The sequence below is a fragment of the Mesorhizobium sp. M0060 genome, from assembly GCF_040323155.1.
Taxonomy (GTDB): Bacteria; Pseudomonadota; Alphaproteobacteria; order Rhizobiales; family Rhizobiaceae; genus Mesorhizobium.
On the sequence record NZ_JAMYUP010000005.1, the window covers coordinates 192,884 to 214,818 of the forward strand.

Here is a 21,935-nt window from a genome sequence, read left to right on the forward strand (position 1 = left end):
ATGTGGACCCGGATCAAGAACTTTTTCCGCGACAGCGAAACAATATTCTGGGCGCGGCTTCAGGCGGCCATCGGCATCATTGCGACCATCGTCACCTATGTCGACCCGCAGGTTCTTTCGCCGATTATACCGGGGGAATGGTTCCCCTGGTTTCTTGTGATCAACGGCGTTTTGACCGAGTTCCTTCGCCGCCGCCGCGCGGAGGATTTGTGATGGCCGCGCTCCTCACCATTCTCAGCGCCATCATCGGCAACAAGGCCGTCATGACGGTATTCGCTGCTGTGGTCGGCGGCATCGGCCTTTACGTTGCGGGCGGCATCAACCGGGCGAATAAGGCGGCGGTCAAACAGGCCGAGGCAAAAGTCGCGGCCGCCGAGGACCGCCTCGAAATGAACCGCGAGGCCGCCGCCGAAGGGCGCAAGGCCGCCGGCATGACCGATGCGGCAGCCAGAGCGGAGGCTGGGAAATGGGCAAGGCGCTGATCCTCTGCCTGGTGCTCGCCGGCTGTACGACAACCGCGCCGGCCGGCAACCCACGCCAGGTCTGGTGCGACCACAACCAGCCGCGCCGTCCGTCCGCCTCCGTCGTCGCCGCCATGACCCGGCCCGAGCTCGACGAGATGAATGCCTTCAACGGGCAGGGCGCCAGATGGTGCGGGTGGACGCCATGATGCACGAGTTGCTCGACGTCCTAGGCATCAAGGCACCGGTCTTGGTCGCCGGCCTTTCGGGCGGCATTTTGCGGGCCTTGTCGCGTCACCGCTACAAGGTCCGCGAGATGGTGGCCTCACCGATTTGCGGCGCGCTGGCGGCGGCCTATCTGACGCTGCCGGTCGTGCATCATTTCCGCGCTGCCGGCCTGCCCATCCCCTCTCCGGACGACGACACCACGACGCTCGCCGCGGCGTTCCTCATCGGCGTCTCGGCCATGTGGATCTCAGACATCGTCTTCGAAGTGATCGTGCGCCGGTTCGGGCCGGTGAAGGAGGAGTAAGCCGCCCAAGCCTGACGAAAGAGTGACGTTCAGTTGGAGCCCGCCGCGCCGAAAGGTGCGGCGGGTTTTTTTGCATTTTCCCTCGCATTCTGTACGATCTTGCCTCTGCGCGAGGGCTTCCGGCGCTTGCGAAACCAAGATGCGCGTTAGGCTTCACAGAAGTAGGCTTCACAGGAGATGGTGTCATGCCGGCCAGAGTCCTGACAGAAGCGGCAGTTCTGACAGCCGGGGCGCTCATGTTTGCCGCGACGGCCCACGCCCGGCCGGACAGCCGCGCGATGACCTGCGAACAGACACAGCTTCTGATCCAGAGGCATCGCTCGGTGGTGCTGACCACCGGCCAGAACACCTACGATACGTCCGCCAATTCGGCAATGAATGCGACTGGCCGGCGGTGCCCGGCGCCGCTTATGTCAGGACGCGTGACGGTCAATGTCTGGTCTATCGCTGCCAGGATCCGGTCTTCGACCTCCCGGATTGAAAGCAGGGGCTTTTCATCCGACCGCCGACGCAGAGTGCGGAAGGCGGCGGTTCATTCCTCGTCGAAAGGACCACCTTCCCGTTGGAGATCGCGCGAAATGGCGCGTTCATCGGTGTCGTCCGGCAAGGCCTCGTCGCTTTCCTGGTAAGCGTTATCGTCGTCCTCCTCCGGCAGTTCGCCGTCTTTCTCGACGTCGTAGCGGATGTCGCCGTTTTGCGGCACGCCGTCAGGGAGGATTCTCCCGCTCCGGATGGCATCCCAGTCCTGCTGCTGGATGGTCGGGCTCTCCGTCTCGTCGTCGGTTCGTTCTTTCCTGCGCGGTTCCATCGCTGGTTCTCCATAATGTCGGCGGCCTTGAACTGACTCAATGATTGAACTCATAAGTCTCCATGATTGAACTCATAATCCCGCGGCCGGTTCCCGGACGACTGCGGGCTTGGCGCATTGCCGCACGACGGAACCAATCGCGCCCGCCTGTCTTCACAAGTCAGACGATCTTGGCGCGAAAGGAGCTCGACATGAGACCGCTCATTTTCTTGCCGTACATGCTAGGCGCGCTGGTGCTGGCGATGCCGGCGGCCGCGCAGACGGGCGAACCGGCACAATCCGACCGCTGCAAGGTCGAGCCGCAGGACCAGAAGAGCGAGCAGCAGAAGCCGGCCGGCAACAATTTGTCCGATACGCTCGAGCCATGCGATGGTGTGCTGAAGCCGCCGCCAACGGGCGATCAGGGCATGGCGGCGCCACCGCCGGATGATGGCAAGACCCCCGTGATCAAGCCCGGCGAGGTGCCGCCACAGCCGCCAAAGCAGTAGCCCGTCCATTGGCCGCCATGGGGCTACCAAGGGGCTGCTATGGGCGGCAACGCCGCGCCGCTTGAGCCGGCAGCATTGTTGCCCTCGCTCAGGAACATTAGCTTGTCCTAAATGTTATTTTGGACGCAGCCGATATCACCCCCTCCGGTATCGCTGCTGATCGGGAAACCGATCGGCCCGCGTCTTGCGACGCGGGCCACCGCAGCCCATTCGCCGCCGCACGGGCACTTCACCGCTGTTCGATTAGCCGCGACTTACGGAACAACAAGGTGGCGTGGGCGTTTGCCTAGAGGGTCCGCCGCTTCGACCGGAATGCCGCGTCGCAACCGTAAAGGCGAGGCCCGTTAACAACAGGAGTAGACGATGAAAATCCACCTTGTTCCTGCTGCGGCGGGATTGGTGTTGCTCGCCGGCGTCGGCGTGGCCACCGCAGACCAGGTGATTGTCACGCCCGAACAGCAGACGGTCATCCGCGAATACGTCCACAAGCACCCGTTGGCGTCGATCAATCTTCTGGGGGTGGAGCTCAATATCGGTTCCACGTTGCCCGATACGGTCGAGCTGCAACCGATCGATGTTCCCGACGTGCGGTACAGATACGTCGTCGTCGGCAATCGCACCGTGCTCGTCGACCCAGGCACCCGCAGGATCGTGCAGGTCATCGAGTGATCGGCGTTCCCAAACCGCGAACCGGATTTGGAAAGGTCACGGTCTTATGAATCGAACTCCATCCCGAGCGATCGGGATGGAGTTGCCGCAGTCGCCTCGAAACAAGGAAAGGAGCCATTCCCATGCTGCCGCATGTCGAGCCGACCAACGTGGCCGCAGCTGTCGACAAACTGCTTGCTGAACGAGGCGATGGCCTGCTGTCGATGAAGGCAGCGATTGCACTGTTGCGCGAACGCACCGGAACGGAGCGCTCGGACGCCGATCTTGAAGGGCTGATCATCAAGAAGGCGGCGCTCCTCGGCGTCGCTGTCCTGTGTGACAGAGAGGCTCAATAACCGTGTTGCCTGCCGCTCAAGACGCGGCTCGAAATTTCGGCTAGAACAACGTTGCTTACGCATGAACCGAGCCGACGGAGGCAACAGTGACGGACAGGCAGGAACGGATTCGCCAGCGGGCACACGCGATCTGGGAACAGGCAGGCAGGCCCGACGGGGCGCATCAGCAGCATTGGGATCAGGCTACCGCCGAAATCGACGCAGAAACCGCCACGCCGGAGACCGCCAGCCGACCGAAGCCGAAAGCACGCCAGCCTAAGCCGGCCGCCAAGGAGGAAACCAAACCCAAGGCGCGACCACGCAAAGCGTGAACTCGAGCGGATTTGATTCAACCAAGTCCGCAAGAAAATCCTGCTGAGACTGAAGACCAGCGCGGGATCTTAAATCCAGCGCATGCTACATTCGTGGCACGGACTCCCGGTTCCGCCGGGCCTATCGTCAGGCGTTCCTTGCACCCCGTTCCGTGGTCGGCAGCGGGACCAGCTAGAACTGGTCCCGCGAGCGTAAGCCCCCCGCGATCGTAAGCCCAGTTGTCGCGGCTAACTACTTACTGCAATTGTTGTCGTTGACAGTCGGTGAAACCGTCCCGGCAGGCTTGTTGGACGCATCGGGTTGAGCACCTTGCGGGGGTTGCAGGGCAGTTTTCATCCGCATTGGAGTTCATGGCACCCGTCGTGCTGCTAGTCGTGCCAGGGTCGCAACGGTCGTCGGTTCGAGCGGCATTGCTGCGGGCGCGGGGGTTGGCGTCGGCACCGGCATCAATGTCGGCGCCGGTATCCAGTCTAAAGCCCGCCATCCCAATGGTGGGCTTTTTGCCGCCTTGCACGTGGCGGCAGCAGGGCGGGGCTCACAATAGCTCAATGCGTTTGACGGCCAAGATCCGGCGAAACGGCCACCCCGCCTTCCAAGGCGTCCCGGACCACTGCGGGACTGCTTTGCATCAGTTCGGGGCACGCGAACTCCGCCAGATCGGCTTCCGTGAAGCCGTCGAACTCGATAGCCGCCCCTTGGAGTTGGGCTGCTTGCATGACGAGCCATTCGATGTCTTCGCGCGCGACATTCTCGGCGAGGTTCTGCAGTCGCACGGCTTCGGCGACAGCAGTCAGATTGATGGCAATCCTGGACTGCAATGTAGACCGAACTCGGGAATTAACGTCGTCATGCAGGCGAACCGAAAATCTGTAGCGCATGGAAAACCTTCCTTTCAGGAGCGGTTTATCCCTCGCTTTCACCATGCGCCCAGAGTCCGCGATTGACAAGCGAAAATCTTGAAAAATTATTTAGTATCAAATAGTTAGCGTATTTTGTCGATTGTGCAGTTGATGCTTGATCCGCTTCATTGGATTTCTGCACGGATCACGCATCTGGAGATCTTGACGTACTCTGCCAACATACCTAACTCTACAAAGAATTAGGAACATACTAACTCAGCTCTTTTAGCCTGGTATGACTGGAGGCCGAGATGTCCGAACTGGAACGCCCGGAACGATTGCAGATCATGCTGACCGTCGATGAACTGGCGGCGTTGGAGAACTGGCGCTTCGACAAGCGCATGCCGAGCCGGTCGGCCGCGGTACGGGAGCTTTTGAGGCGAGGCCTCACAGCCGATGGTTTCCTGACTGCGGCGCACGGGACCAAGTCGCGCGATTTCGGCATCCTGCCCTATTCCTCAGATGGCGACGGGGCAGTCGACGGGGTGCGCCAGAAGGAATAGCCTCGTTTCTGCCGCGATCGTTCGCTCTCCGACCGTTGCTTCGCGACTCTCTTGCTTCGCGATGAGCCGTGAACGTCTGGTCCGCTGATCGCCGCGAAGTAGAAGAGATCCGAAGCTCTGTCTTGCCAGACGCTCCGCAATCAGGGAGTGCTTGGTCGGGCATAGTGTGGGCTCGGAATTTGCCGATAATGCTGGAATTGACGGCCGACGACCAGTCGATGCTGCATGGCGAGCAAGGCTCGGCAGCGGCTGCCGCCATGAAGATTCTGGTTGCCTTCGCGAAGGCGGTCGGCGCGCGCAAGCTGCTGGACATTGCCGGTGCCCATATCGACGGCTGCCTTTATCACGGTCAGGCCAGCCTCGATTTCGTCGAAAGGCTGATCGAGGGCGGCGGCCGCGTTCGGGTGCCAACGACGCTGAATGTAGGCTCGTTCGATCTCATCCATCCCGCCCTAGTGAAGATGCCGCCGTCGCAAGAGGCGCCGGCGCGGCGCCTGATGAAGGCGCATCTGGAACTCGGCTGCCAGGCGACCTTCACCTGCGCGCCCTATCAGACGCGGTTCCGGCCAGGATTTGGCGAGCAGATCGCCTGGGGTGAATCCAACGCCATCGTCTTTGCCAATTCGGTGATCGGTGCGCGGACCAACCGCTATGGCGATTTCATCGATTTGTGCTGCGCCTTGACCGGGCGCGCCCCGGTGTGGGGGCTGCATCTCACCGAAAACCGGCGCGGGCAGGTCCTGTTCGAGTTGATCAATCCTGACCTGGAACCGAGCGACAGCCTGTTCGTCAGCGTCGGGCTGATCGTCGGGCAAGTGAGTGGCGATCGCATCCCGGTGATCTCGGGCTTGCCGCAACCACGCGACGAAGACCAGCTTAAGGCGCTAGGTGCGGCTGCCGCGACGACTGGCGCTGTGGCGCTGTTCCATGCGGTGGGTATCACCCCGGAAGCGAACACGCTCGAAGAGGCGTTTCACGGCATGGCGCCAGACGAGACGATCCGCATCACACGCGCCGACATCGGCCAAGCGCTGGCCAGGCTATCGAGCGTCGCTGACGGCGCGTCTTTGGTGGCCGTGTCACTGGGCACGCCGCATTTCTCGTACGACGAATGGATGCGCCTGTTGCCGCTGCTGCGCGAAGTTGCGCCGGGCAGGGGCGTCCCGATCTATGTCAATACCGGGCGCGCGACGCTGACGCGGCTTCAGGACGAGGGCGCACTGGCCGGCATGGACGCGTTCGGCCTGATTCCGGTCGCCGATACCTGCACCTATGTCACCGATATCCTCGATCGTCTCGACGGCGTGGTGATGACCAATTCCGGTAAATGGGCCTACTACGCGCCCGGCAATATCGGCGTGTCCGTCGCCTTCGCCGACATGAAGGATTGCATCCGTTCGGCAGCGGTGGGTCATGTCGCGCGGGGCACGCCATGACGCGGTCGGTCGAAACAGGCCTCGTCGAACGCACCGGCACGTTTCAGCTCGCTGGCGAGGCGCAAGGCTCGGCGCTGGTGCTGTCGCAAGCACTCAGCTTCTGGGGCGGGGTAGACGTCGAAACAGGCGACATCATCGACCATTCGCATCCGGATCTGGGCGGCAATGTCGCCGGCAAGATCCTGGTGATGCCAAGCGGGCGGGGGTCGTCGTCCTCGTCTTCAGTTCTGGCCGAAGCGATCCGCAGGGGCACGGCGCCGGCCGGGATTATCCTGGAGCGGCCAGACCCAATCCTTGCTGTGGGCGCCATCGTTGCCGAATTCCTCTACGAAATCAGCATGCCGCTGGTCGTTTGCGAGATAGCGGGCATTGTCTCCGGCGACCGGATCGCGATCGACCTGGGCGAGGATGCTCAAGCGACGGTGAGCACGATCTAGCCGGCCATCAGTCCTGCCGCGCCGCGCCGCCAATAGGCTGCGGCAAATGTTTCGCTGCGGCCGAGCGCCAGCGTGCCGCGCCAGTGTTCGCGCACCGTCCTGGCGGCAGTCGCTTCCGCCGCGAACCAGCCGAATGCCGAACCGGCCGGCCATGCGACCGACTGGATGGCGCGCGCCAGCCTGTCGTCGAGCCCGGCCGGCATGCCATCTCGAGAAGCCTCGACACGCGGTCGGGCAAGCCTACTTATGCCCCAAACATTTCGCCCGAGCGTCATGAATCCAAAGGACACCAGGTCTCACTTGCACGACTGGTTCATATCTCCGGGATGCTTTCCCTGAAGATCACCTGCAGCCTTGGCTGGTGCAATTCGTAAGGCAATCCCCTGACCGCATGGGTCAAGGTGTTGAGCGCTTCGCGGGCTTCGACGCGCGGATTCTGGTCGATGACCGCGTCGAGCGTGCCGTCGAGCAAAAGCTCCTTGGTGCCTTCCGTTACCTCATGGCCGAGAAAAACCGTCGATAGTGCACGCCCGCGTTCCCTCAGCGCGCGCGCAATGCCGGTGTTGCCGGCACCGACATTGTAGATCGCGGCCAGGTCCGGGTGCCGGTCCAGCAGGGCGGAGGCCTCTGAATAGGCCTTTTCCCGGTCGTCGAGCATCTCGCGCATCTCGACGATCTGCAGGTTGGGCGATTCTTCCGTCAGGATGTGGCGGAACCCCATCTCGCGCTCTTCGTGGCCGCGATAGGAGAGCGAGCCGGCAAACAGCGCGACCTTGCCCGGACGATCGGCGCCCATGAAGCGATTGAGCAGATAGCCGGCGAGCCGGCCGGCGGCGCGGTTGTCGATGCCGATATAGGCGACCCTCGGCACATGCAGGATGTCGGAAGCGATGGTGACGACCTTGACGCCGCTGGCAGAAAGCGAGCGGATCGCCTCGCGCACCGTCGGATGGTCGAGTGCGATCACACCGACGCCTTGCGTCTGTCCGTGCAATTCCTGCAACAGACGCGCGAGCCGGTCCGGATTGAAGCCTTCGATCGTGGCGACGCGGACGTCAAGGTCAGGCCGCGACTGCGCCTGCGCCTCGATCTGGCGGTGCAGCATCTTGATGAAGGAATTGGTGCCGGCGGGCAGGGCGAAATCGAGCCGTATGACCTCGCCGTGCTGCGCGTTGCGCGAGCTCGGATTATTCGAATTTTCAGCGATATAGCCAAGCCGTTGCGCTGTTTCGAGCACGACCTCGCGGGTGCGCGCCCTGACCCCGGCGCGGTTGTTGAGCACACGGTCGACCGTGGCGGCGGAAACGCCGGCTTCCCGGGCTATGTCTGTCAGGGTGGACCGCACTGTCGATCACCTCATTCCAAAATGCGCCAAGGGCGCATCGAGATCACGCATTTCATGGGTCCGATGTCGGATGGTGGCTTCATCGCCACCCGCGATTCTGATGGGAAATGATGTAGCCGGCCTCGGCCGATGCGCAAGCGGGTGCGCTAGACCAAAACGCCGAAGCGGACCAAAGCGGGCGGGTGTGCACCTGGTTCCCTCAAATTCAGGCACCGGCTTCAGTGTGAGAGCCTCGAGAAACGCCATTCTCCCCTCCCTTGAGATGTTATGAGGTGTCTTGATTATTTATGATGTTGACAGCCTTCGTATAGTGCCGTCAATATCCATCATAAGGGCCGTGGAGGAACAAGGCCCTGAGGGAGGAGTTCCAATGTCGAATTTGATCCGCATGTCGCGGCGCCGTTTGCTGGCGTCCGGTGGAAAGGCGGCCGTCCTTGTTGCCGCCGCAGGTATTGCACCGAAATTCATTCGCCCAAGCCGTGCCTATGCGGCCGATGCCCTGGCGCCCGGCATGATCGGTGGCCCGACGGGTTTCGACGGCTCGGAGCGCTATCAGTACGGGCCAGATACGCCGGAGGGCCGCGCCATCGAGGCGGCCAAGGCGATGAAGGGCGCCGGCAAGGCGCCGGCCAAGATCGTGCTCGGCCTGTCCGACGGTTCGATCGGCCAGCTGGCCCAGCCGTTTCCTGCCGGTGCGCCGTCGATCAAGGATCTCTGGGAGAAGGAAACCGGTATTCCGCTCGAGATCGTCGGTGTGCCGAACGGCCAGGAATTCACCAAGACGATGCAGGACATCTCCACCAAGGGTGGTGCCTATGACATCTACGCGGTCGAATGGAACCGCCTTGGCGACCTGGCCGAAACCGGCGGCATCTTGAAGCTCGACGACTTCGTCGCCCAGTACAAGCCGGAATGGGACAATCCCGAGCTTGGCTACGTCAATGGCGCCAAGGGCGTGTCGCTGCTCAATCAGTATCGCGGCTCGACCTATGGCGTGTCGCTGGATGGCGACTTCCAGACCTGGGTCTACCGCACCGATCTGTTCGGCGACGCAAACGAGAAGAAGGCCTTCTCCGACAAATACGGCTATGAACTGGCGGCGCCGAAGACCTGGAAGCAGCATGACGAGATCGCGGCCTTCTTCCAGCGCCCGGACAAGGGCCTGTTCGGCTCGACAGATCTGCGCAACCAGGGCTGGGGCTACACCAACTGGTATCAGCGTTATGTCTCAATGGCTTCGCCCAATCAGTTCTTGTTCGACGATACCGGCAGGCCGTTGATCAATTCGGAGCAAGGTATCGCGGCGACCAACGAGTACATTGCGTCGCTTTCGCACCATTCGCCGGATGCAATCTCGTGGGGCTGGCCTGAGCAGTACGGCAATTTCGCCAAGGGCGGTGCGGCCATGACCTGCGCCTTCTCCAATCTGCCGAAATTCCTCGACAATGCCGGCAACAAGGATTCGCAGGTCACCGGCAAAATTGGCTCGATGCTGCCGCCCGGTCGCGAGATCGACGGCAAGCTGGTCAGCCGTTCGGTGCTGTGGCTCAATTTGTCGGCGTCGGTTTCCTCGCAAGCCAAGAACCCGGAGGCCTGCTACCTGTTCCTGCAGTGGCTGGGTTCAAGCCGCATCTACGCCTGGATGACCGCCAATCCGGGCGGCTACTTCGATCCGTTCCGGCTGTCGGATTTCTCCGATCCGCTGGTTCGCCAGACCTATCACGCCTACCACATGGACGTGGTGCGCGAGACGGTCGCTCGAACCGTGCCGAGCATCAACTATCCCGGCGCCACCGCCTTCCACAACGCGCTGGACGAGAACCTCGTCGCCGCGCTGACCAAGGCCAAGACGGCCGAGCAGGCGATGGCCGACACCGAGGCCGAGTGGAAGAAGATTGCCCGCCGAACCGGCGAGGAGAAACTTCTCGAAGCCATCAAGACCAACAAGGAGGCTTGGCCCACCGTTCTCGATCCGATCGCCTGATCCTCCCAGGATCCTACCAAAGAGGGGAGGAGTGATTGCTCTTCCCCTCGCTAACGAAGACTCCAGCAAAGCCGACAGATGAAGCGTTCCGTTCCTTTCGAGATATTCCGCTATGCCGCGATCTTCGTGGCAATGGCGGTGACGCTGGTGCCGATCCTGTGGATGATGTCGATGGCGTTCAAGCCGATCGCCGAATGGTCGGCGACCGGGGCCGACCTGACCTGGTGGCCGAAGAACCCGACACTCAGCAATTTCCGCTTCGTCTTCGGTGAATCGACCAACAGTCTGATTGTCGCGCTCGATCGCACCGCTTTGAAGCCGGTCCTGTCGTCGCTGCTGTCGGCCACGTTCGGCACGGCAATCGCCATGTCGGCGGGCACCGCGGCGGCCTACGGACTGTCGCGCTTCGGCTCGGGCCAGAACCTGCCGCTGGCGCTGATCCAGCTTCGCCTGTTTCCGCCGATGGCGGTCATGACCCCGGTGATGATCATGTGGGCCTTCCTCAATTTCACCGACAGCTGGTGGGGGCTGTCGCTGATCTACGGCATCGTCACGCTGCCTTTCGCCTTCTGGCTGATGAAGACCTTCTTCGACGACATGCCGCGCGAGATCGAGGAAGCAGCACTGGTCGAGGGCTGTTCGCGGTGGCGCGTCTTCACTCGCATCACCCTGCCGATGATGCGGGCGCCGCTGGCCAGTGCCGCGCTGTTCGTCTTCATCCTCAACTGGTCGGACTATCTGATTGCGCTGCTTCTGACGACGCGCGAATGGGTGACGGTCCCCGTCTACATGGCCTCGCTGTCCTCCTCGATGACCGGACAGCTCTACGGCGCCAAGGCCGCACTCGGTCTCATCGCGGCGGTGCCGCCGGTGATCATGGGCATCGCCATCCAGCGCCATCTGGTGCGCGGGCTGACCTTCGGGGCGCTCAAGCAATGAGCGCGGTGACGGCCACAATTTCGGAGGAGGCCATGAATGCCGCCCGGGCAGAGCCGGTGTTGCCGGACGAGGGAGCGCGGCTCGGGTTCCGACTGACCCTGCCGGCGCAGATCCTGGTGCTGTTCATCGCCGTCTTCCCGCTTCTGATGCAGCTCTATGTCAGCCTCACCGACTGGTCGCCGCTGTCCGGCCTCGGCTGGTGGAACGCCTGGTCGATGTGGAACAGTTTCGCCAACTACACCGACCTTGCCGCCGATGCGCGCTTCTGGAGTGCGCTGAAGCGCACGGCCATCGTCATGATCGTCTGCGTGCCGGCGGAGTTCCTGCTGGGCCTCGCGCTCGCGACGCTGTTTGCCGACGAGTTTCCCGGCAAGCGGATCTTCTACTCGATCCTCTTGATGCCGATGATGGTAGTGCCGGCGGTGGCAGGCTACATGTTCTTCATGCTGTTTCAGTCGGGCGGCCCGCTCAACGACATCCTATCGGCGATGTCAGGCTTTCCCGTCACCATCGCTTGGCTGTCGGACCCGACGCTGGCGCTGATTGCGGTGATGGTCGCCGACATCTGGCAGTGGACGCCGCTGATGTTCCTGATCCTGCTCGCCGGCCTCGTCGGCGTGCCTGAGGACCAGATCAAGGCGGCGACGCTGCTCGGCGCCAACCCCTGGCAGCGCTTCGTCACCATCGTGCTGCCGAAGATGAAAACGATCATCATCATCGCGCTCGCGATCAGGGTGATCGAGAACTTCAAGATATTCGACACGCTCTACATCATGACCGGCGGCGGTCCCGGCGTCGCTACCGAAACAATTTCCGTTTACATCTACAAGCTCACCACCCAGGACCTGATCTGGGGCTATGTCGCGGCGATCGCGCTGGCCATATTGATCGTGCTGTCGATCGTCGCGGTGTTTGCCATGAAACGCATGGCTCGGGTACGCGAGGTGGCGGCATGAGCACCATCCACCTGCAGAACCTAGTCAAGAAATTCGGCGACTTCACCGCGCTGAAGACGATGGACCTGGCCATTGCCGACGGCGAGTTCATGGCGCTGCTCGGACCGTCGGGCTGCGGCAAGTCGACGACGATGAACATGATCGCCGGCATGGAGGAGCCGACCAGCGGCAAGATCCTGTTTGGCGAGCGCGACATGGCCGGCGTGCCGATGGGGCGGCGCGGCGTCGGCTTCGTCTTCCAGAACTATGCGATCTTCACTCATATGAGCGTGCGGCAGAACCTCGCCTACGGGCCGAAAATGCGCGGCGCACCAAGGGCCGAGATCGACCGCCGTGTCGGCGCCATTGCAGAGATGCTGCACCTGACGCCGCTGCTCGACCGCAAGGCGGACAGGCTGTCGGTCAACATATTGCAGCGGGTGGCGATCGGCCGTTCGGCGATCATGGAGCCGGCGATCTTCCTGCTCGACGAGCCGCTGTCCAATGTCGATGCCGCCTTCCGGGCAGTGATGCGGACCGAACTGAAGCAGTTGCAGCGGCAGTTCCGGCAGACCATGGTCTACGTCACCCACGACCAGCTCGAAGCGATGACGATGGCCGACCGCATCGCGGTGATGGATCATGGCGTGCTGCAGCAAGTCGGCACGCCACTCGAGGTCTACAACAATCCAGCCAATGTCTTCGTCGCCCGCTTCATCGGCGCGCCGGGCATGAACCTGCTCAAGGGCAGGCCGGCGGAAAGTGACCGTGGCATGGTCGTCGATCTCGGCCCGCTGGGGGCGACGCCGCCGCTGCCGGTCGAGATCGCCGATGCCGCACGCCGGATGCGCGGCGAAGTGTTTTATGGCTTTCGACCGGAGCAGGTGACGCTGGCGGAAGGCGGCCGTGGCCTGTCCATGCCGGTGAGTTTCGTCGAGCGGATCGGTGCTCGCACCATCATCCATCTTGGCGACGGCGAGACAGCGGTGAAGGCGGTGTTCGACAATGATGTCGGGCTGGCGATCGGGCAGACAGCCGTCGTCGCGCCTGCGGCGGAGGCGGTGCGCGTCTTCGACGCCGCTTCCGGCCTTGCGTTGAGAGCAGGTTGAGATGGCTGATGTCGTTTTCCGCAATGTGACGAAACACTATGGTGCCACACTGGCCGTCGACGATGCCTCGTTCACGGTCAACGACAACGAGTTCTTCTGCTTCTTCGGGCCGCCGCTGTCGGGCAAGTCGACGATACTGCGCCTGGTGCTTGGGCTCGAGACACCGGACACAGGCGAGATCCTGATCGGCGGCAGGCCGGTCAACGCAGTGTCACCGGCGGAGCGCAATGTCGCCATGGTGTTTCAGAACCTGGCGCTGTTTCCGCACATGAGCGCGCGCGACAACATCCGTTTTCCTTTGGTCGAGCGGAAGGTGGCAGAAGCCGAGATCGAAAAACGCGTCGCCGACGTCGCGGCCAAGCTGCATATCGGCCATATCCTGCACAAGCCGCCGGCGCAGCTTTCGGGCGGCGAGCGGCAGCGCGTGGCGATCGCTCGCGCGCTGGTGCGTGATCCGGCTGCCTATCTGATGGATGATCCGATCTCGGCGCTCGACGCCCGGCTGCGCGAGGAGACGCGCGTCGAGCTCAAGCGCATCCAGCGCGAGCTCGGCAAGACGCTGATCTATGTCACGCACGACCAGGAAGAGGCGATGTCGGTCGCCGACCGCATGGCCATTCTGGAGAACGGCAAGATCAGACAGGTCGGCGCGCCGGCCGAGATCTATGACCGACCGGCCAGCACCTATGTGGCGCGGCTTCTCGGCTCGCCGATGATGAACATATTGAAGTCGGTGCGCGGCGCGGAAGGCGTGGAGGCGGCGGAAGGCACAATCCGCATCGCGGACAAGGCTGCGCCGGCCGATGCAGTCGAGATCGGGCTCAGGCCGGAAGATATCAAGGTCAGGACTTGGTCGGGTGAAATGCCGGAGGGGGGCGCGGGCCGCCCGGCGCGAGTGTTCGAGGTCGAGCCGCTCGGCGGCTACACCGTCGTGACGCTCGCCGCCGGGCAGGCGCGTCTGCGGGCGCTGCTGCGCGGCCAGCCGGACATCAGGCCGGACGCGATGGTGGCGATATCCTGCGAGCCGGGCAGGGTGCATTATTTCGGACAGAGCGGGGGAGCGCTGGCACGATGACGGCGGCTGCAAGGAACGAGCTTCGGGAGGAACATATGGCAAGCAGCGGCTTCGAGCCGGACGTTAAAGTCCGCACCAGGGAATACAAGATCGGCTGCGTCGGCGCCGGCATGATCATGGCCGAATGTCACCTTGCCGCTTACAAGGAAGCCGGTTTTCCGGTGGTGGCGATCGCCTCGCGGACCAAAGGCAGCGCCGAAAAGGTCGCCAATCGCTGGGATATACCGACCGTCCACGACACGCCGGAACGGCTCATCGAGGACAAAAATGTCGAGATCATCGATCTTGCCTTTCCGCCGGACCAGCAACCGGCGCTGATCCGCCATGCGCTGAAGCAGGAGCACATCAAGGCGATTTTGGCGCAGAAGCCGCTGGCGCTGTCGGTCGAAGAAGCGGTCAAGCTGCGCGACGAGGCGGCCAAGGCCGGCAAGATCCTCTCGGTCAACCAGAACATGCGCTACGACCAGTCGATGCGCGTCTTGAAGCAGATCATCGACAGCGGCGCGCTCGGCGACATCGTCTTCGCGCAGATCGACATGCATGCCATCCCGCACTGGCAGAGCTTCCTCGAGGACTACGACCGGCTGACACTCGCCAATATGAGCGTCCACCATCTCGACGTACTGCGCTTCCTGTTCGGCGATCCGGACGAGATTACGACGCTGACCCGCAAGGACCCGCGCACCCACTTCGATCATTCGGACGGCATCACCGTGTCGACGATCAAGTTCCCGTCCGGCGTGCTCGCGGTATCGCTGGAGGATGTCTGGTCGGGTCCGCGCCAGGAGGGCTACAAGGACGACCAGCATATCAACTGGCGCGTCGACGGCACCAAGGGCGTCGCCAAGGGCACCATCGGCTGGCCGACAGGCTCTGCCTCGACCCTGACCTATGCCTCGACCGAGACCACCGACGGCAAGTGGGTAACACCCAGTTGGGACACGATGTGGTTCCCGCATGCCTTCATCGGCGTCATGGAGCAGCTCCAGCACGCCGTGAAGACGGGCACGCCGCCGGCGCTCTCGGTCGCCGACAACGTCAAGACCATGGCGCTGGTCGAAGCTGGCTATCGTTCGATCGACAAAGGCCGCACAGTCAAGCTTTCCGAAATCTCGATCAACTGAAACACCAGGCGACTGAATCACTTACAGGGAGGACTTCACACCATGATGCAGGCAGGTATTTTCACGGGTTATTTCCCGTATGGCCTCAAGGAAACCGCGCAGAAGATCCGCGCGCTCGATTTCAACACCGTGCAGCTCGACCTGCATTTCAAGGATATAGATCTGTCGGCTGGGCAGATCACCAAGGACAAGGCCAAGACTGTCCGCGATACGTTCCGCGATCACAATCTGCCGATCTGCTGTGTGTCGGGCTACACCAATATTATCCATCCGGACCCGGCGGAGCGCGAGAGGCGCGTCGGCTATTTGAAGGAGATTATCCGTAACGCACGCCATTTCGGCACCCCTTACGTGATCTCGGAAACCGGTACCTACAACACCGAGTCCGATTGGGTGCATCACCCGAAGAACAAGACCGAGGAAGGGTTTGAGGAATGCCGCAAGGTTATCGCCGAGCTTGCCCAGACTGCCTATGACCACGGCGCGGTGTTCCTGCTCGAAACCTATGTCAACAATGTCGTCGGCTCGGTCGAGGAGACAGTGAAGATGTTCGCGCAGGTCGACCATCCTGGACTCGGCTTGTTGATGGATCCGACCAACTATTTCGAAACCCACAACATCGACAGGATGGACCAGATCCTGAACCAGGTGTTCGACACGCTGACCGACAAGATCAAAATCGCGCACGCCAAGGACGTCAAGCGCTCAGGCGGCGACAAGTCGGAGAAGCACGCCGACATTGGCGACGAGGATGCGCTGGAGAGCCACACTTTCCGCGGCGTCGGCGAGATCGAGTTGCCGGCGCCCGGCCTCGGTTCGCTGAACTACGACCTCTATCTCAAGCGACTGGCCGAAAAGCACCCGAACATCCCGGTCATCATCGAGCATCTTTCGGAAGACGACGTGCCGCGCGCCAAGAAATTCCTCGACGGGAAATTCATCGCCAACGGACTATGATGGCGCGGTTCGGCTACGAAACAAGGGAGGAAGAGAAATGTTGAAATTCGCGTTGAAAATCGCGTCCGCGGCGACCGTTCTTGCCAGTGTGGCGCTGGCTACGCCGGCGCTGGCGCAGGACGGCCAGAAGACGTTCTACCTGTTGTCGCATGGCGGCCCGTCGGATGCCTTCTGGATCGATTGGAATGCCGGCGCCATCAAGGCCTGCGACCAGCTCAAGGTGACCTGCAAGATCTCGTTCAGCGGTGGCGACATGGCGGCGCAGAAGGAGGCCTTTAACTCCGCACTCGCCGCCAAGCCGGACGGCATCGCCACCACCTCGGCGCAGCCCGGCCTGTGGACTGAGGAGGTCAAGGCAGCGAAGGCGGCCGGCATCCCGATCGTGTTCTTCAACACCGACGATCCGGCGACCGGCCGGCAAGCCTATGTCGGCGCCGACCTCAAGGAAGCCGGTGTCATCTGGGCGAAATATCTGGTCGACCACAAAATGGTGAAGCAAGGTGACAAGGTGTTCCTGCCGGTCGAAGTGCCGGGCGCCAGTTACCAGCAGCTCGAGACGGAAGGCATTGCCAGCGTCTTCGATCCGCTCGGCATCAAATATGACGTGGTCGATTGCGGCACCGATCCGGCCGGCATCATCGCCAAGATGACGGACTATATGGTGGCCAACAATCCGCCGGCAATCATCGCGCTCGGCGATTCCGTGGCGGCCAGCGTCAAGCGGGTGTTCGACGGCGCCGGCGTGCCGGCCGGCAAGATTCCGGTCGTCGGCTGGGGCAATTCGAAGGAAACCGCCGAGTCAGTCAAGTCCGGCTTCATCAACGCGGCTGCCTGGCAGTTCCCATCGGCGCAAGGCTTCATGCCGGTGGCGCTGCTCGGTCTCGCCGCCGCGGGCGAACCGATCGGCTACGACATTCACACCTTCAGCCTCTACGACGCCTCAAGCGTCGAACCGATCCTGAAACTCTACAACAAGTGATTGGAACTGACGCTCGCCGCGCAGGCGGCGGGCGTCACCCTGGCGTATGGTCGAGTTGTCATGACAATTGCCGCAGAAGAGGAAATGCCGCGTGCCAAACGCAGGTCGAGCCTGATCCGCTCGCCGCAGTTCTCGTCGCTCGTCATCCTGATCGTCCTGCTTGCGGTATTCGCGATCGCCGACGCGAATTTCCTGTCGCCGCTCAACATCTCCAACATGATGGCGTTCCTGCCCGAGCTCGGCATCATCGCGCTCGGCATGACGCTGCTTCTGACGGCGGGCGAGTTCGACCTTTCGGTTGGCGCTGTGTTCGGGCTGGCGCCGGTCGTCGTCATGCTGCTGGTGCAGAACGGCGGGTTTGATATTGGCGTCGCGCTGCTGGCCGGCCTGCTGCTCTGCATAGCGATCGGTGCGATCAACGGGCTGATCGTCACCAAGATCGGCATCTCGTCCTTCCTGGTGACACTGTCGATGCTGCTCGTGGTGCGTGGGGCAGCGCTTTACATCACCCAAGGCTTTCCGCTGAAATCCTGGGACCAGCCGGGTTTTTTCGTGACGCTGCTGGCCGGCAGCTTCAATATCGGAACGTTCCGTTTCTATACGTCCTTGTGGTGGTTCATCGGCCTATCGCTGCTGGCGATCTACATCCTGCGGTATGCCAAGCTTGGCAACTGGATCAGCGCCATCGGCTCGAACCGTAACGCTGCCGTGGCGCGCGGCGTGCCGGCCGATGCGGTCAAGATCTGGCTGTTCATCCTGACCTCGGTGCTTGCCGGTCTCGCCGGCATGATCAGCGCCTTCCGTATCTCTGCCGCCTCGCCGGTGGCCGGTACCGGCTATGAGCTCGAAGTGATCGCCATGGTGGTGGTCGGCGGCACGGCGCTGACCGGTGGGCGCGGCACGATCCTCGGCACGATCGTCGGCGCATTGATGCTGCGCAGCATCCGAAACGGCATCGTGCTGATCGGCGTGCCGGGCCTCGCCTACAACATCTTCGTCGGCGTCATTATCCTTGCCATGCTCATCCTGCACGCTTTGCTGCAAAAGAACGCCGCCAGGAGCTGATCATGGAAGTGCTTCGGCTGCAGAACCTTCAAAAGTCCTTCGGCAGCGTGCGTGCGCTGAAGAGCGCCTCCTTCACGCTCAACGAGGGCGAAGTGGTGGCCTTGCTCGGCGACAACGGCGCCGGCAAATCGACGTTGATCAAGGCGATCTCGGGCGTGTTTCCCGTCGACCGCGGCGACATCTATGTGCGTGGCCAGAAGGTCTCCATCCGCTCGGCCCGCGATGCGATGGATTTTGGTATCGAGACCATCCACCAGGACACGTCGCTGGCGCCGGACCTCAGCATCGCGCGCAATCTTTTCCTCGGCCGTGAGCCGGTCAACCTCAAATGGCTCGGCGTGTTCGCGCCGCTCGATCTCGCCAAATTACGCGACGCCGCCTCGGCGCTTTTGAAGCGCGTCGGCATTTCGAAAAAACTCGACGCCGATGCATTGGTCAGCACGCTGTCTGGCGGCGAGCGTCAGTCGATCGCGATTTCGCGTGCCATGCAGTTTGCCGCCAAGGTCATCATCCTCGACGAGCCGACCAACAATCTCGGCGTCGAGGAAACACACGGCGTACTGCGCTTCGTCAAGGAGGTGCGCGACGCCGGCCATTCGGTGTTGCTGATCACCCACAACATCCATCACGTCTTCCAGGTCGCCGACCGCATCATCGTCATGCGCCGCGGCGAGATCGTCGCCGAACAGACGGTCGCCGATACCGACCTGCTGACCGTGGAAAGCATCATCACCGGCGCCGATATGTCGGCCCTGCTGAAAGAGACGAGGGCGAAGTGAAGGGCGGGAGCGAAGTGAAGGAACTGGCCGTCACATGGTAGAGCTTTACGGCAAGACGCTGTCGCGCCGGCAGGTTTCGGAGCGGTCCGGCATGCTGTCGCAGTTCGCCGGCGTGCGGCTGATGACGCTGGGCGATGGCGTCGAGCGCGGCATCCGCATGCTGGAATTCCGCACCGGCTCCGGCCTGCGCTTCACCGCGCTTGTCGACCGGGCGCTCGATATCGCCGATTGCGATTTCAAGGGCCAGGCGATCGGCTGGCACTCGCCGAGCGGTTTTCGCCATCCGGGCCTGCACGAGTATGAAGGCGAAGAGGGATTGGCGTGGGCGCGATCGTTCTCCGGCCTTCTGCTGACCTGCGGCCTCGACCATATATTGTTCATGAACGAAGTACCGGCCGACACCTACAACTATCCGCCGAAGAAGACGGTGCGCCATTCGCTGCATGGCCGCATCAGCACCATCCCGGCGCGGCTGACCGGCTATGGTGAGACCTGGGAAGGCGACCGCTGCGTGCTGTGGGCGGAAGGCATCGTCCAGCAATCGACTGTATTCGGCGAGGATCTGCATCTGCTGCGCCGGATCGAGGCCGATGTCGGCGGCAACGAGATCCGGCTTTCGGACCGTGTCGTCAATCACGGCTTCAACCGGACGCCGCATATGTATTTCTACCACATCAATGTCAGCTATCCGGTGCTCGATCAGGGGGCGCGCTACCTGGCGCCGATCCGCGACGTGATCTGGGCCGGGCATGCCGGCGAGCGCTATGAAGCGCAGAAGGTCGGCTATCGCACGGTGCCGGCGCCGCAACTGGGTTTCAAGGAACAGGTTTGGCAGCACGAACTCGGCGCCGACGGCGCCGGCAATGTGCCGGTGGCGGTGGTCAACGACAGTCTCGGTCTCGGCTTCGAGGTGGTCACGCGCAAGGACCAATTGCCCTGCGCCTACCAATGGCAGAATTTCCAGGCCGGGCAGTACGCGCTTGGGATCGAGCCGTCGACGCATCATGTGCTGGGAAATCTGGCCGCGCGCGAACGCGGCGAGATGATCTGGCTGGAGCACGGCGAGAGCCGCTCCTACGATGCGGTGTTCCGAGTTCTCGACGGTGTCGGCGAGATCGCCGATGCGGAGGGCCGGATCGCGGCGATTGCCAGACAGCCGCAGCAGGACTACCCGGGGCCGTCGGGCCATTTTCCTGTTCTTGGAGGCAGGTCGTGATAATGGCGAGGACGATAGGAGACACCAGTTGGGAGGCTGGTTCCTGCCCGAGCGGGGAGGGCTCGCGGCCGATCGGGAATTGGAGGTCACAATGGCTGGCAAGGTAAAGCGCGATTACAGCCTGGTCGGCGAAAGCACGCGGATTGCGATCGAAACCGGGCTTGCCTCGGCGGAGTGGTATCACACCAACGTCCCCCGCAAGGCGATCAAGGAGTTGATGCAACGCTCAGATGGCCCGGCGATCCGTGACACGATCATCTGGATCGTCGCCATTCTGGGCTCCGCTGCCGGTGGCGTCTATTTCTGGGGCACCTGGTGGTGCGTGCCGTTCTTCTTCGTCTACGGCGTGCTCTACGGCTCCTCCAGCGACTCGCGCTGGCATGAATGCGGCCACGGCACGGCTTTCCGCACACGCTGGATGAACGATGTGGTCTACCAGATCGCCAGCTTCATGTTGATGCGCAACCCGGTGACCTGGCGCTGGAGCCATGCCCGGCATCACACCGACACGATTATCGTCGGCCGCGACGCAGAGATAGCCGTGATGCGCCCGCCGGACCTGTTGCGTGCAGCGCTCGCTTTCACCGGTATCCTTGATTTTCGCTATTCGCTTCCGGCGCTGGTACGCCAAGCGTTCGGCAAGCTCACGCCCGACGAGAAAAGCTACGTGCCTGAGATGGAACAGCACAAGGCCGTCATCGCCGCGCGCTGGCATATTGCCATCTACATCGCCACGATCGCGCTCGCCCTCACCATGCAGTCGTGGGTGCCGGTGGTGCTCATCGGCGTACCGCGCCTCTACGGCACCTGGCACATGGTGCTGACCGGCCTGCTGCAACACATCGGTCTGGCCGACAACGTTGTCGACCACCGGCTCAACACCAGGACCGTGTACATGAACCCAATCAGCCGGTTCATCTACTGGAACATGAACTATCACGTGGAGCATCACATGTTCCCGATGGTGCCCTATCACGCGCTGCCCAGGCTGCATGAATTGATCAAGCACGATTTGCCTGAGCCGAACCCGTCGATATGGCATGCCTATCGCGAGGTCTGGCCGGTCCTGCTCAGGCAGCTCAACTATGAGGACTACTTCCTCAAGCGTGAGCTGCCGCCGACGGCGCGCCCCTACCGTGGGGAGTTCCACGAAGTGAACATGTCGGCAGCGGCTGAATAGGCACCGCACCAGCGCAACGCAGAAATTTCAGGAGAAGCAGAAATGGCCGATTGGGACTAAGCTTCCGCCTTGGACGATGTCGACGATGTGGATGTCATCCACTTCGCCCATGGCGCCCGCCCCTTCGCTATCTATCGTTCGCCGGACGATGAATTCTTCGCCACCGACGGGTTTTGCACGCATGAGAAGGCGCATCTGGCCGATGGGCTTGTCATGGACGACATCATCGAATGCCCCAAGCACAATGGCCGCTTCAATTACAAGACCGGCCAGGCAAAAGGCGCTCCCGTCTGTGTCAACCTCAACACCTATCCGGTCAAGGTCGAAGCTGGCAAGGTGATGATCCAGATCGCCTAACCGCCCTCCAT

The 21,935-nt window shown here is 62.4% G+C and carries 28 protein-coding genes; 24 read left to right on the forward strand and 4 right to left on the reverse strand.

What is annotated here, in order from left to right:
• From NKJ94_RS08080 to NKJ94_RS08095, 4 genes are read left to right on the forward strand one after another with little or no spacing between them, the layout of a single operon-like run.
• Positions 1 to 213 (forward strand): hypothetical protein, encoded by a 213-nt coding sequence (locus tag NKJ94_RS08080; protein WP_352524149.1) that lies wholly within the window; start codon positions 1 to 3, stop codon positions 211 to 213.
• Positions 213 to 482, forward strand: coding sequence for a hypothetical protein (locus NKJ94_RS08085; protein WP_352524150.1), 270 nt, complete (start codon positions 213 to 215; stop codon positions 480 to 482). Before NKJ94_RS08080 ends, NKJ94_RS08085 begins: the two co-directional genes overlap by 1 nt.
• A complete protein-coding gene (locus NKJ94_RS08090) occupies positions 467 to 670 on the forward strand; it encodes a hypothetical protein (protein ID WP_352524151.1) in 204 nt (67 codons plus the stop codon). The genes NKJ94_RS08085 and NKJ94_RS08090 overlap by 16 nt, the downstream gene beginning before the upstream one ends.
• Complete coding sequence (locus tag NKJ94_RS08095) at positions 670 to 993, forward strand: hypothetical protein (RefSeq protein ID WP_352524212.1); 324 nt, start codon at positions 670 to 672, stop codon at positions 991 to 993. The genes NKJ94_RS08090 and NKJ94_RS08095 overlap by 1 nt, the downstream gene beginning before the upstream one ends.
• Before the next feature lie 532 nt (positions 994 to 1,525).
• Here the strand turns inward: NKJ94_RS08095 and NKJ94_RS08100 are convergent.
• Positions 1,526 to 1,801, reverse strand: coding sequence for a hypothetical protein (locus NKJ94_RS08100; RefSeq protein ID WP_352524152.1), 276 nt, complete (start codon positions 1,799 to 1,801; stop codon positions 1,526 to 1,528).
• Between the two features lie 191 nt (positions 1,802 to 1,992).
• On the opposite strand from NKJ94_RS08100, the gene NKJ94_RS08105 reads away from it, so the two are divergent.
• The 4 genes from NKJ94_RS08105 (at position 1,993) to NKJ94_RS08120 (ending at position 3,604) form a co-directional block, all read left to right on the forward strand.
• Complete coding sequence (locus NKJ94_RS08105) at positions 1,993 to 2,289, forward strand: hypothetical protein (RefSeq protein ID WP_352524153.1); 297 nt, start codon at positions 1,993 to 1,995, stop codon at positions 2,287 to 2,289.
• Positions 2,290 to 2,652: 363 nt separating this feature from the next.
• Positions 2,653 to 2,958 (forward strand): DUF1236 domain-containing protein, encoded by a 306-nt coding sequence (locus NKJ94_RS08110; RefSeq protein ID WP_352524154.1) that lies wholly within the window; start codon positions 2,653 to 2,655, stop codon positions 2,956 to 2,958.
• A gap of 122 nt (positions 2,959 to 3,080) precedes the next feature.
• Complete coding sequence (locus tag NKJ94_RS08115; RefSeq protein WP_352524156.1) at positions 3,081 to 3,293, forward strand: hypothetical protein; 213 nt, start codon at positions 3,081 to 3,083, stop codon at positions 3,291 to 3,293.
• 86 nt (positions 3,294 to 3,379) lie between these two features.
• Positions 3,380 to 3,604 (forward strand): DUF2934 domain-containing protein, encoded by a 225-nt coding sequence (locus tag NKJ94_RS08120; RefSeq protein WP_352524158.1) that lies wholly within the window; start codon positions 3,380 to 3,382, stop codon positions 3,602 to 3,604.
• 546 nt (positions 3,605 to 4,150) lie between these two features.
• Here the strand turns inward: NKJ94_RS08120 and NKJ94_RS08125 are convergent.
• Entirely contained in the window at positions 4,151 to 4,528 is a 378-nt protein-coding gene (locus NKJ94_RS08125; RefSeq protein WP_352524159.1) for a hypothetical protein, read from the reverse strand.
• 227 nt (positions 4,529 to 4,755) lie between these two features.
• Here NKJ94_RS08125 and NKJ94_RS08130 point away from each other — a divergent pair, with 227 nt between their 5' ends.
• The 3 genes from NKJ94_RS08130 to NKJ94_RS08140 all read left to right on the forward strand — a co-directional run bounded on the left by NKJ94_RS08130 (position 4,756) and on the right by NKJ94_RS08140 (position 6,880).
• Positions 4,756 to 5,007 (forward strand): hypothetical protein, encoded by a 252-nt coding sequence (locus NKJ94_RS08130; RefSeq protein WP_352524161.1) that lies wholly within the window; start codon positions 4,756 to 4,758, stop codon positions 5,005 to 5,007.
• A gap of 185 nt (positions 5,008 to 5,192) precedes the next feature.
• Complete coding sequence (locus NKJ94_RS08135) at positions 5,193 to 6,443, forward strand: aconitase X (protein WP_352524213.1); 1,251 nt, start codon at positions 5,193 to 5,195, stop codon at positions 6,441 to 6,443.
• Complete coding sequence (locus NKJ94_RS08140) at positions 6,440 to 6,880, forward strand: aconitase X swivel domain-containing protein (protein WP_352524162.1); 441 nt, start codon at positions 6,440 to 6,442, stop codon at positions 6,878 to 6,880. The genes NKJ94_RS08135 and NKJ94_RS08140 overlap by 4 nt, the downstream gene beginning before the upstream one ends.
• Here the strand turns inward: NKJ94_RS08140 and NKJ94_RS08145 are convergent.
• Together NKJ94_RS08145 and NKJ94_RS08150 are read right to left on the reverse strand one after the other, a co-directional pair.
• Positions 6,877 to 7,083: an SIP domain-containing protein gene (locus NKJ94_RS08145; protein WP_352524163.1), complete on the reverse strand. Its 207-nt coding sequence runs from the start codon at positions 7,081 to 7,083 to the stop codon at positions 6,877 to 6,879. The two genes, NKJ94_RS08140 and NKJ94_RS08145, sit on opposite strands and share 4 nt — an antisense overlap.
• 110 nt (positions 7,084 to 7,193) lie before the next feature.
• On the reverse strand, positions 7,194 to 8,225 hold the full coding sequence (locus NKJ94_RS08150; RefSeq protein ID WP_352524164.1) for a LacI family DNA-binding transcriptional regulator: 1,032 nt from the start codon (positions 8,223 to 8,225) through the stop codon (positions 7,194 to 7,196).
• A 370-nt stretch (positions 8,226 to 8,595) separates the two neighbouring features.
• Between NKJ94_RS08150 and NKJ94_RS08155 the strand changes: the two genes are divergently transcribed.
• The 13 genes from NKJ94_RS08155 (at position 8,596) to NKJ94_RS08215 (ending at position 21,924) form a co-directional block, all read left to right on the forward strand.
• Complete coding sequence (locus NKJ94_RS08155; RefSeq protein WP_352524165.1) at positions 8,596 to 10,209, forward strand: extracellular solute-binding protein; 1,614 nt, start codon at positions 8,596 to 8,598, stop codon at positions 10,207 to 10,209.
• Positions 10,210 to 10,287: 78 nt separating this feature from the next.
• The gene (locus NKJ94_RS08160) at positions 10,288 to 11,148 is read left to right on the forward strand and encodes a carbohydrate ABC transporter permease (protein ID WP_352524166.1); all 861 of its coding nucleotides are present in this window, start codon (positions 10,288 to 10,290) and stop codon (positions 11,146 to 11,148) included.
• Positions 11,145 to 12,104 carry a carbohydrate ABC transporter permease gene (locus NKJ94_RS08165; protein ID WP_352524167.1) on the forward strand — a complete coding sequence of 320 codons (960 nt, stop codon included), beginning with the start codon at positions 11,145 to 11,147 and terminating at the stop codon, positions 12,102 to 12,104. The genes NKJ94_RS08160 and NKJ94_RS08165 overlap by 4 nt, the downstream gene beginning before the upstream one ends.
• Positions 12,101 to 13,192, forward strand: a complete 1,092-nt coding sequence (locus NKJ94_RS08170; RefSeq protein WP_352524169.1) for an ABC transporter ATP-binding protein — start codon at positions 12,101 to 12,103, stop codon at positions 13,190 to 13,192. Before NKJ94_RS08165 ends, NKJ94_RS08170 begins: the two co-directional genes overlap by 4 nt.
• Position 13,193: 1 nt before the next feature.
• A complete protein-coding gene (locus tag NKJ94_RS08175; protein WP_352524170.1) occupies positions 13,194 to 14,267 on the forward strand; it encodes an ABC transporter ATP-binding protein in 1,074 nt (357 codons plus the stop codon).
• A 35-nt stretch (positions 14,268 to 14,302) separates the two neighbouring features.
• On the forward strand, positions 14,303 to 15,391 hold the full coding sequence (locus tag NKJ94_RS08180) for a Gfo/Idh/MocA family protein (protein ID WP_352524172.1): 1,089 nt from the start codon (positions 14,303 to 14,305) through the stop codon (positions 15,389 to 15,391).
• A gap of 42 nt (positions 15,392 to 15,433) precedes the next feature.
• Positions 15,434 to 16,348, forward strand: a complete 915-nt coding sequence (locus NKJ94_RS08185; protein WP_352524173.1) for a sugar phosphate isomerase/epimerase family protein — start codon at positions 15,434 to 15,436, stop codon at positions 16,346 to 16,348.
• A gap of 37 nt (positions 16,349 to 16,385) precedes the next feature.
• On the forward strand, positions 16,386 to 17,327 hold the full coding sequence (locus NKJ94_RS08190; protein ID WP_352524174.1) for a sugar ABC transporter substrate-binding protein: 942 nt from the start codon (positions 16,386 to 16,388) through the stop codon (positions 17,325 to 17,327).
• A 60-nt stretch (positions 17,328 to 17,387) separates the two neighbouring features.
• Positions 17,388 to 18,392, forward strand: coding sequence for an ABC transporter permease (locus tag NKJ94_RS08195; RefSeq protein WP_352524176.1), 1,005 nt, complete (start codon positions 17,388 to 17,390; stop codon positions 18,390 to 18,392).
• Positions 18,389 to 19,171: an ATP-binding cassette domain-containing protein gene (locus NKJ94_RS08200; RefSeq protein WP_352524214.1), complete on the forward strand. Its 783-nt coding sequence runs from the start codon at positions 18,389 to 18,391 to the stop codon at positions 19,169 to 19,171. The genes NKJ94_RS08195 and NKJ94_RS08200 overlap by 4 nt, the downstream gene beginning before the upstream one ends.
• Positions 19,172 to 19,205: 34 nt before the next feature.
• On the forward strand, positions 19,206 to 20,387 hold the full coding sequence (locus NKJ94_RS08205; RefSeq protein ID WP_352524177.1) for an aldose 1-epimerase family protein: 1,182 nt from the start codon (positions 19,206 to 19,208) through the stop codon (positions 20,385 to 20,387).
• Positions 20,388 to 20,478: 91 nt separating this feature from the next.
• Complete coding sequence (locus NKJ94_RS08210; protein ID WP_352524178.1) at positions 20,479 to 21,567, forward strand: fatty acid desaturase family protein; 1,089 nt, start codon at positions 20,479 to 20,481, stop codon at positions 21,565 to 21,567.
• Positions 21,568 to 21,636: 69 nt separating this feature from the next.
• Positions 21,637 to 21,924, forward strand: a complete 288-nt coding sequence (locus NKJ94_RS08215) for a MocE family 2Fe-2S type ferredoxin (RefSeq protein WP_352524179.1) — start codon at positions 21,637 to 21,639, stop codon at positions 21,922 to 21,924.
• Positions 21,925 to 21,935 lie beyond the last annotated feature (11 nt).

Bases quoted from the DNA above. Each gene is read 5' to 3' on its own strand.
- NKJ94_RS08145 (WP_352524163.1), bottom strand. From the start codon at position 7,083: ATGCCGGCCGGGCTCGACGACAGGCTGGCGCGCGCCATCCAGTCGGTC.
- NKJ94_RS08110 (WP_352524154.1), top strand. From the start codon at position 2,653: ATGAAAATCCACCTTGTTCCTGCTGCGGCGGGATTGGTGTTGCTCGCC.
- NKJ94_RS08165 (WP_352524167.1), top strand. From the start codon at position 11,145: ATGAGCGCGGTGACGGCCACAATTTCGGAGGAGGCCATGAATGCCGCC.
- NKJ94_RS08095 (WP_352524212.1), top strand. From the start codon at position 670: ATGCACGAGTTGCTCGACGTCCTAGGCATCAAGGCACCGGTCTTGGTC.
- NKJ94_RS08170 (WP_352524169.1), top strand. From the start codon at position 12,101: ATGAGCACCATCCACCTGCAGAACCTAGTCAAGAAATTCGGCGACTTC.
- NKJ94_RS08080 (WP_352524149.1), top strand. From the start codon at position 1: ATGTGGACCCGGATCAAGAACTTTTTCCGCGACAGCGAAACAATATTC.
- NKJ94_RS08180 (WP_352524172.1), top strand. From the start codon at position 14,303: ATGGCAAGCAGCGGCTTCGAGCCGGACGTTAAAGTCCGCACCAGGGAA.
- NKJ94_RS08140 (WP_352524162.1), top strand. From the start codon at position 6,440: ATGACGCGGTCGGTCGAAACAGGCCTCGTCGAACGCACCGGCACGTTT.
- NKJ94_RS08195 (WP_352524176.1), top strand. From the start codon at position 17,388: ATGACAATTGCCGCAGAAGAGGAAATGCCGCGTGCCAAACGCAGGTCG.
- NKJ94_RS08105 (WP_352524153.1), top strand. From the start codon at position 1,993: ATGAGACCGCTCATTTTCTTGCCGTACATGCTAGGCGCGCTGGTGCTG.
- NKJ94_RS08160 (WP_352524166.1), top strand. From the start codon at position 10,288: ATGAAGCGTTCCGTTCCTTTCGAGATATTCCGCTATGCCGCGATCTTC.
- NKJ94_RS08100 (WP_352524152.1), bottom strand. From the start codon at position 1,801: ATGGAACCGCGCAGGAAAGAACGAACCGACGACGAGACGGAGAGCCCG.
- NKJ94_RS08205 (WP_352524177.1), top strand. From the start codon at position 19,206: ATGGTAGAGCTTTACGGCAAGACGCTGTCGCGCCGGCAGGTTTCGGAG.
- NKJ94_RS08155 (WP_352524165.1), top strand. From the start codon at position 8,596: ATGTCGAATTTGATCCGCATGTCGCGGCGCCGTTTGCTGGCGTCCGGT.
- NKJ94_RS08130 (WP_352524161.1), top strand. From the start codon at position 4,756: ATGTCCGAACTGGAACGCCCGGAACGATTGCAGATCATGCTGACCGTC.
- NKJ94_RS08125 (WP_352524159.1), bottom strand. From the start codon at position 4,528: ATGGTGAAAGCGAGGGATAAACCGCTCCTGAAAGGAAGGTTTTCCATG.
- NKJ94_RS08175 (WP_352524170.1), top strand. From the start codon at position 13,194: ATGGCTGATGTCGTTTTCCGCAATGTGACGAAACACTATGGTGCCACA.
- NKJ94_RS08190 (WP_352524174.1), top strand. From the start codon at position 16,386: ATGTTGAAATTCGCGTTGAAAATCGCGTCCGCGGCGACCGTTCTTGCC.
- NKJ94_RS08085 (WP_352524150.1), top strand. From the start codon at position 213: ATGGCCGCGCTCCTCACCATTCTCAGCGCCATCATCGGCAACAAGGCC.
- NKJ94_RS08210 (WP_352524178.1), top strand. From the start codon at position 20,479: ATGGCTGGCAAGGTAAAGCGCGATTACAGCCTGGTCGGCGAAAGCACG.
- NKJ94_RS08115 (WP_352524156.1), top strand. From the start codon at position 3,081: ATGCTGCCGCATGTCGAGCCGACCAACGTGGCCGCAGCTGTCGACAAA.
- NKJ94_RS08090 (WP_352524151.1), top strand. From the start codon at position 467: ATGGGCAAGGCGCTGATCCTCTGCCTGGTGCTCGCCGGCTGTACGACA.
- NKJ94_RS08185 (WP_352524173.1), top strand. From the start codon at position 15,434: ATGATGCAGGCAGGTATTTTCACGGGTTATTTCCCGTATGGCCTCAAG.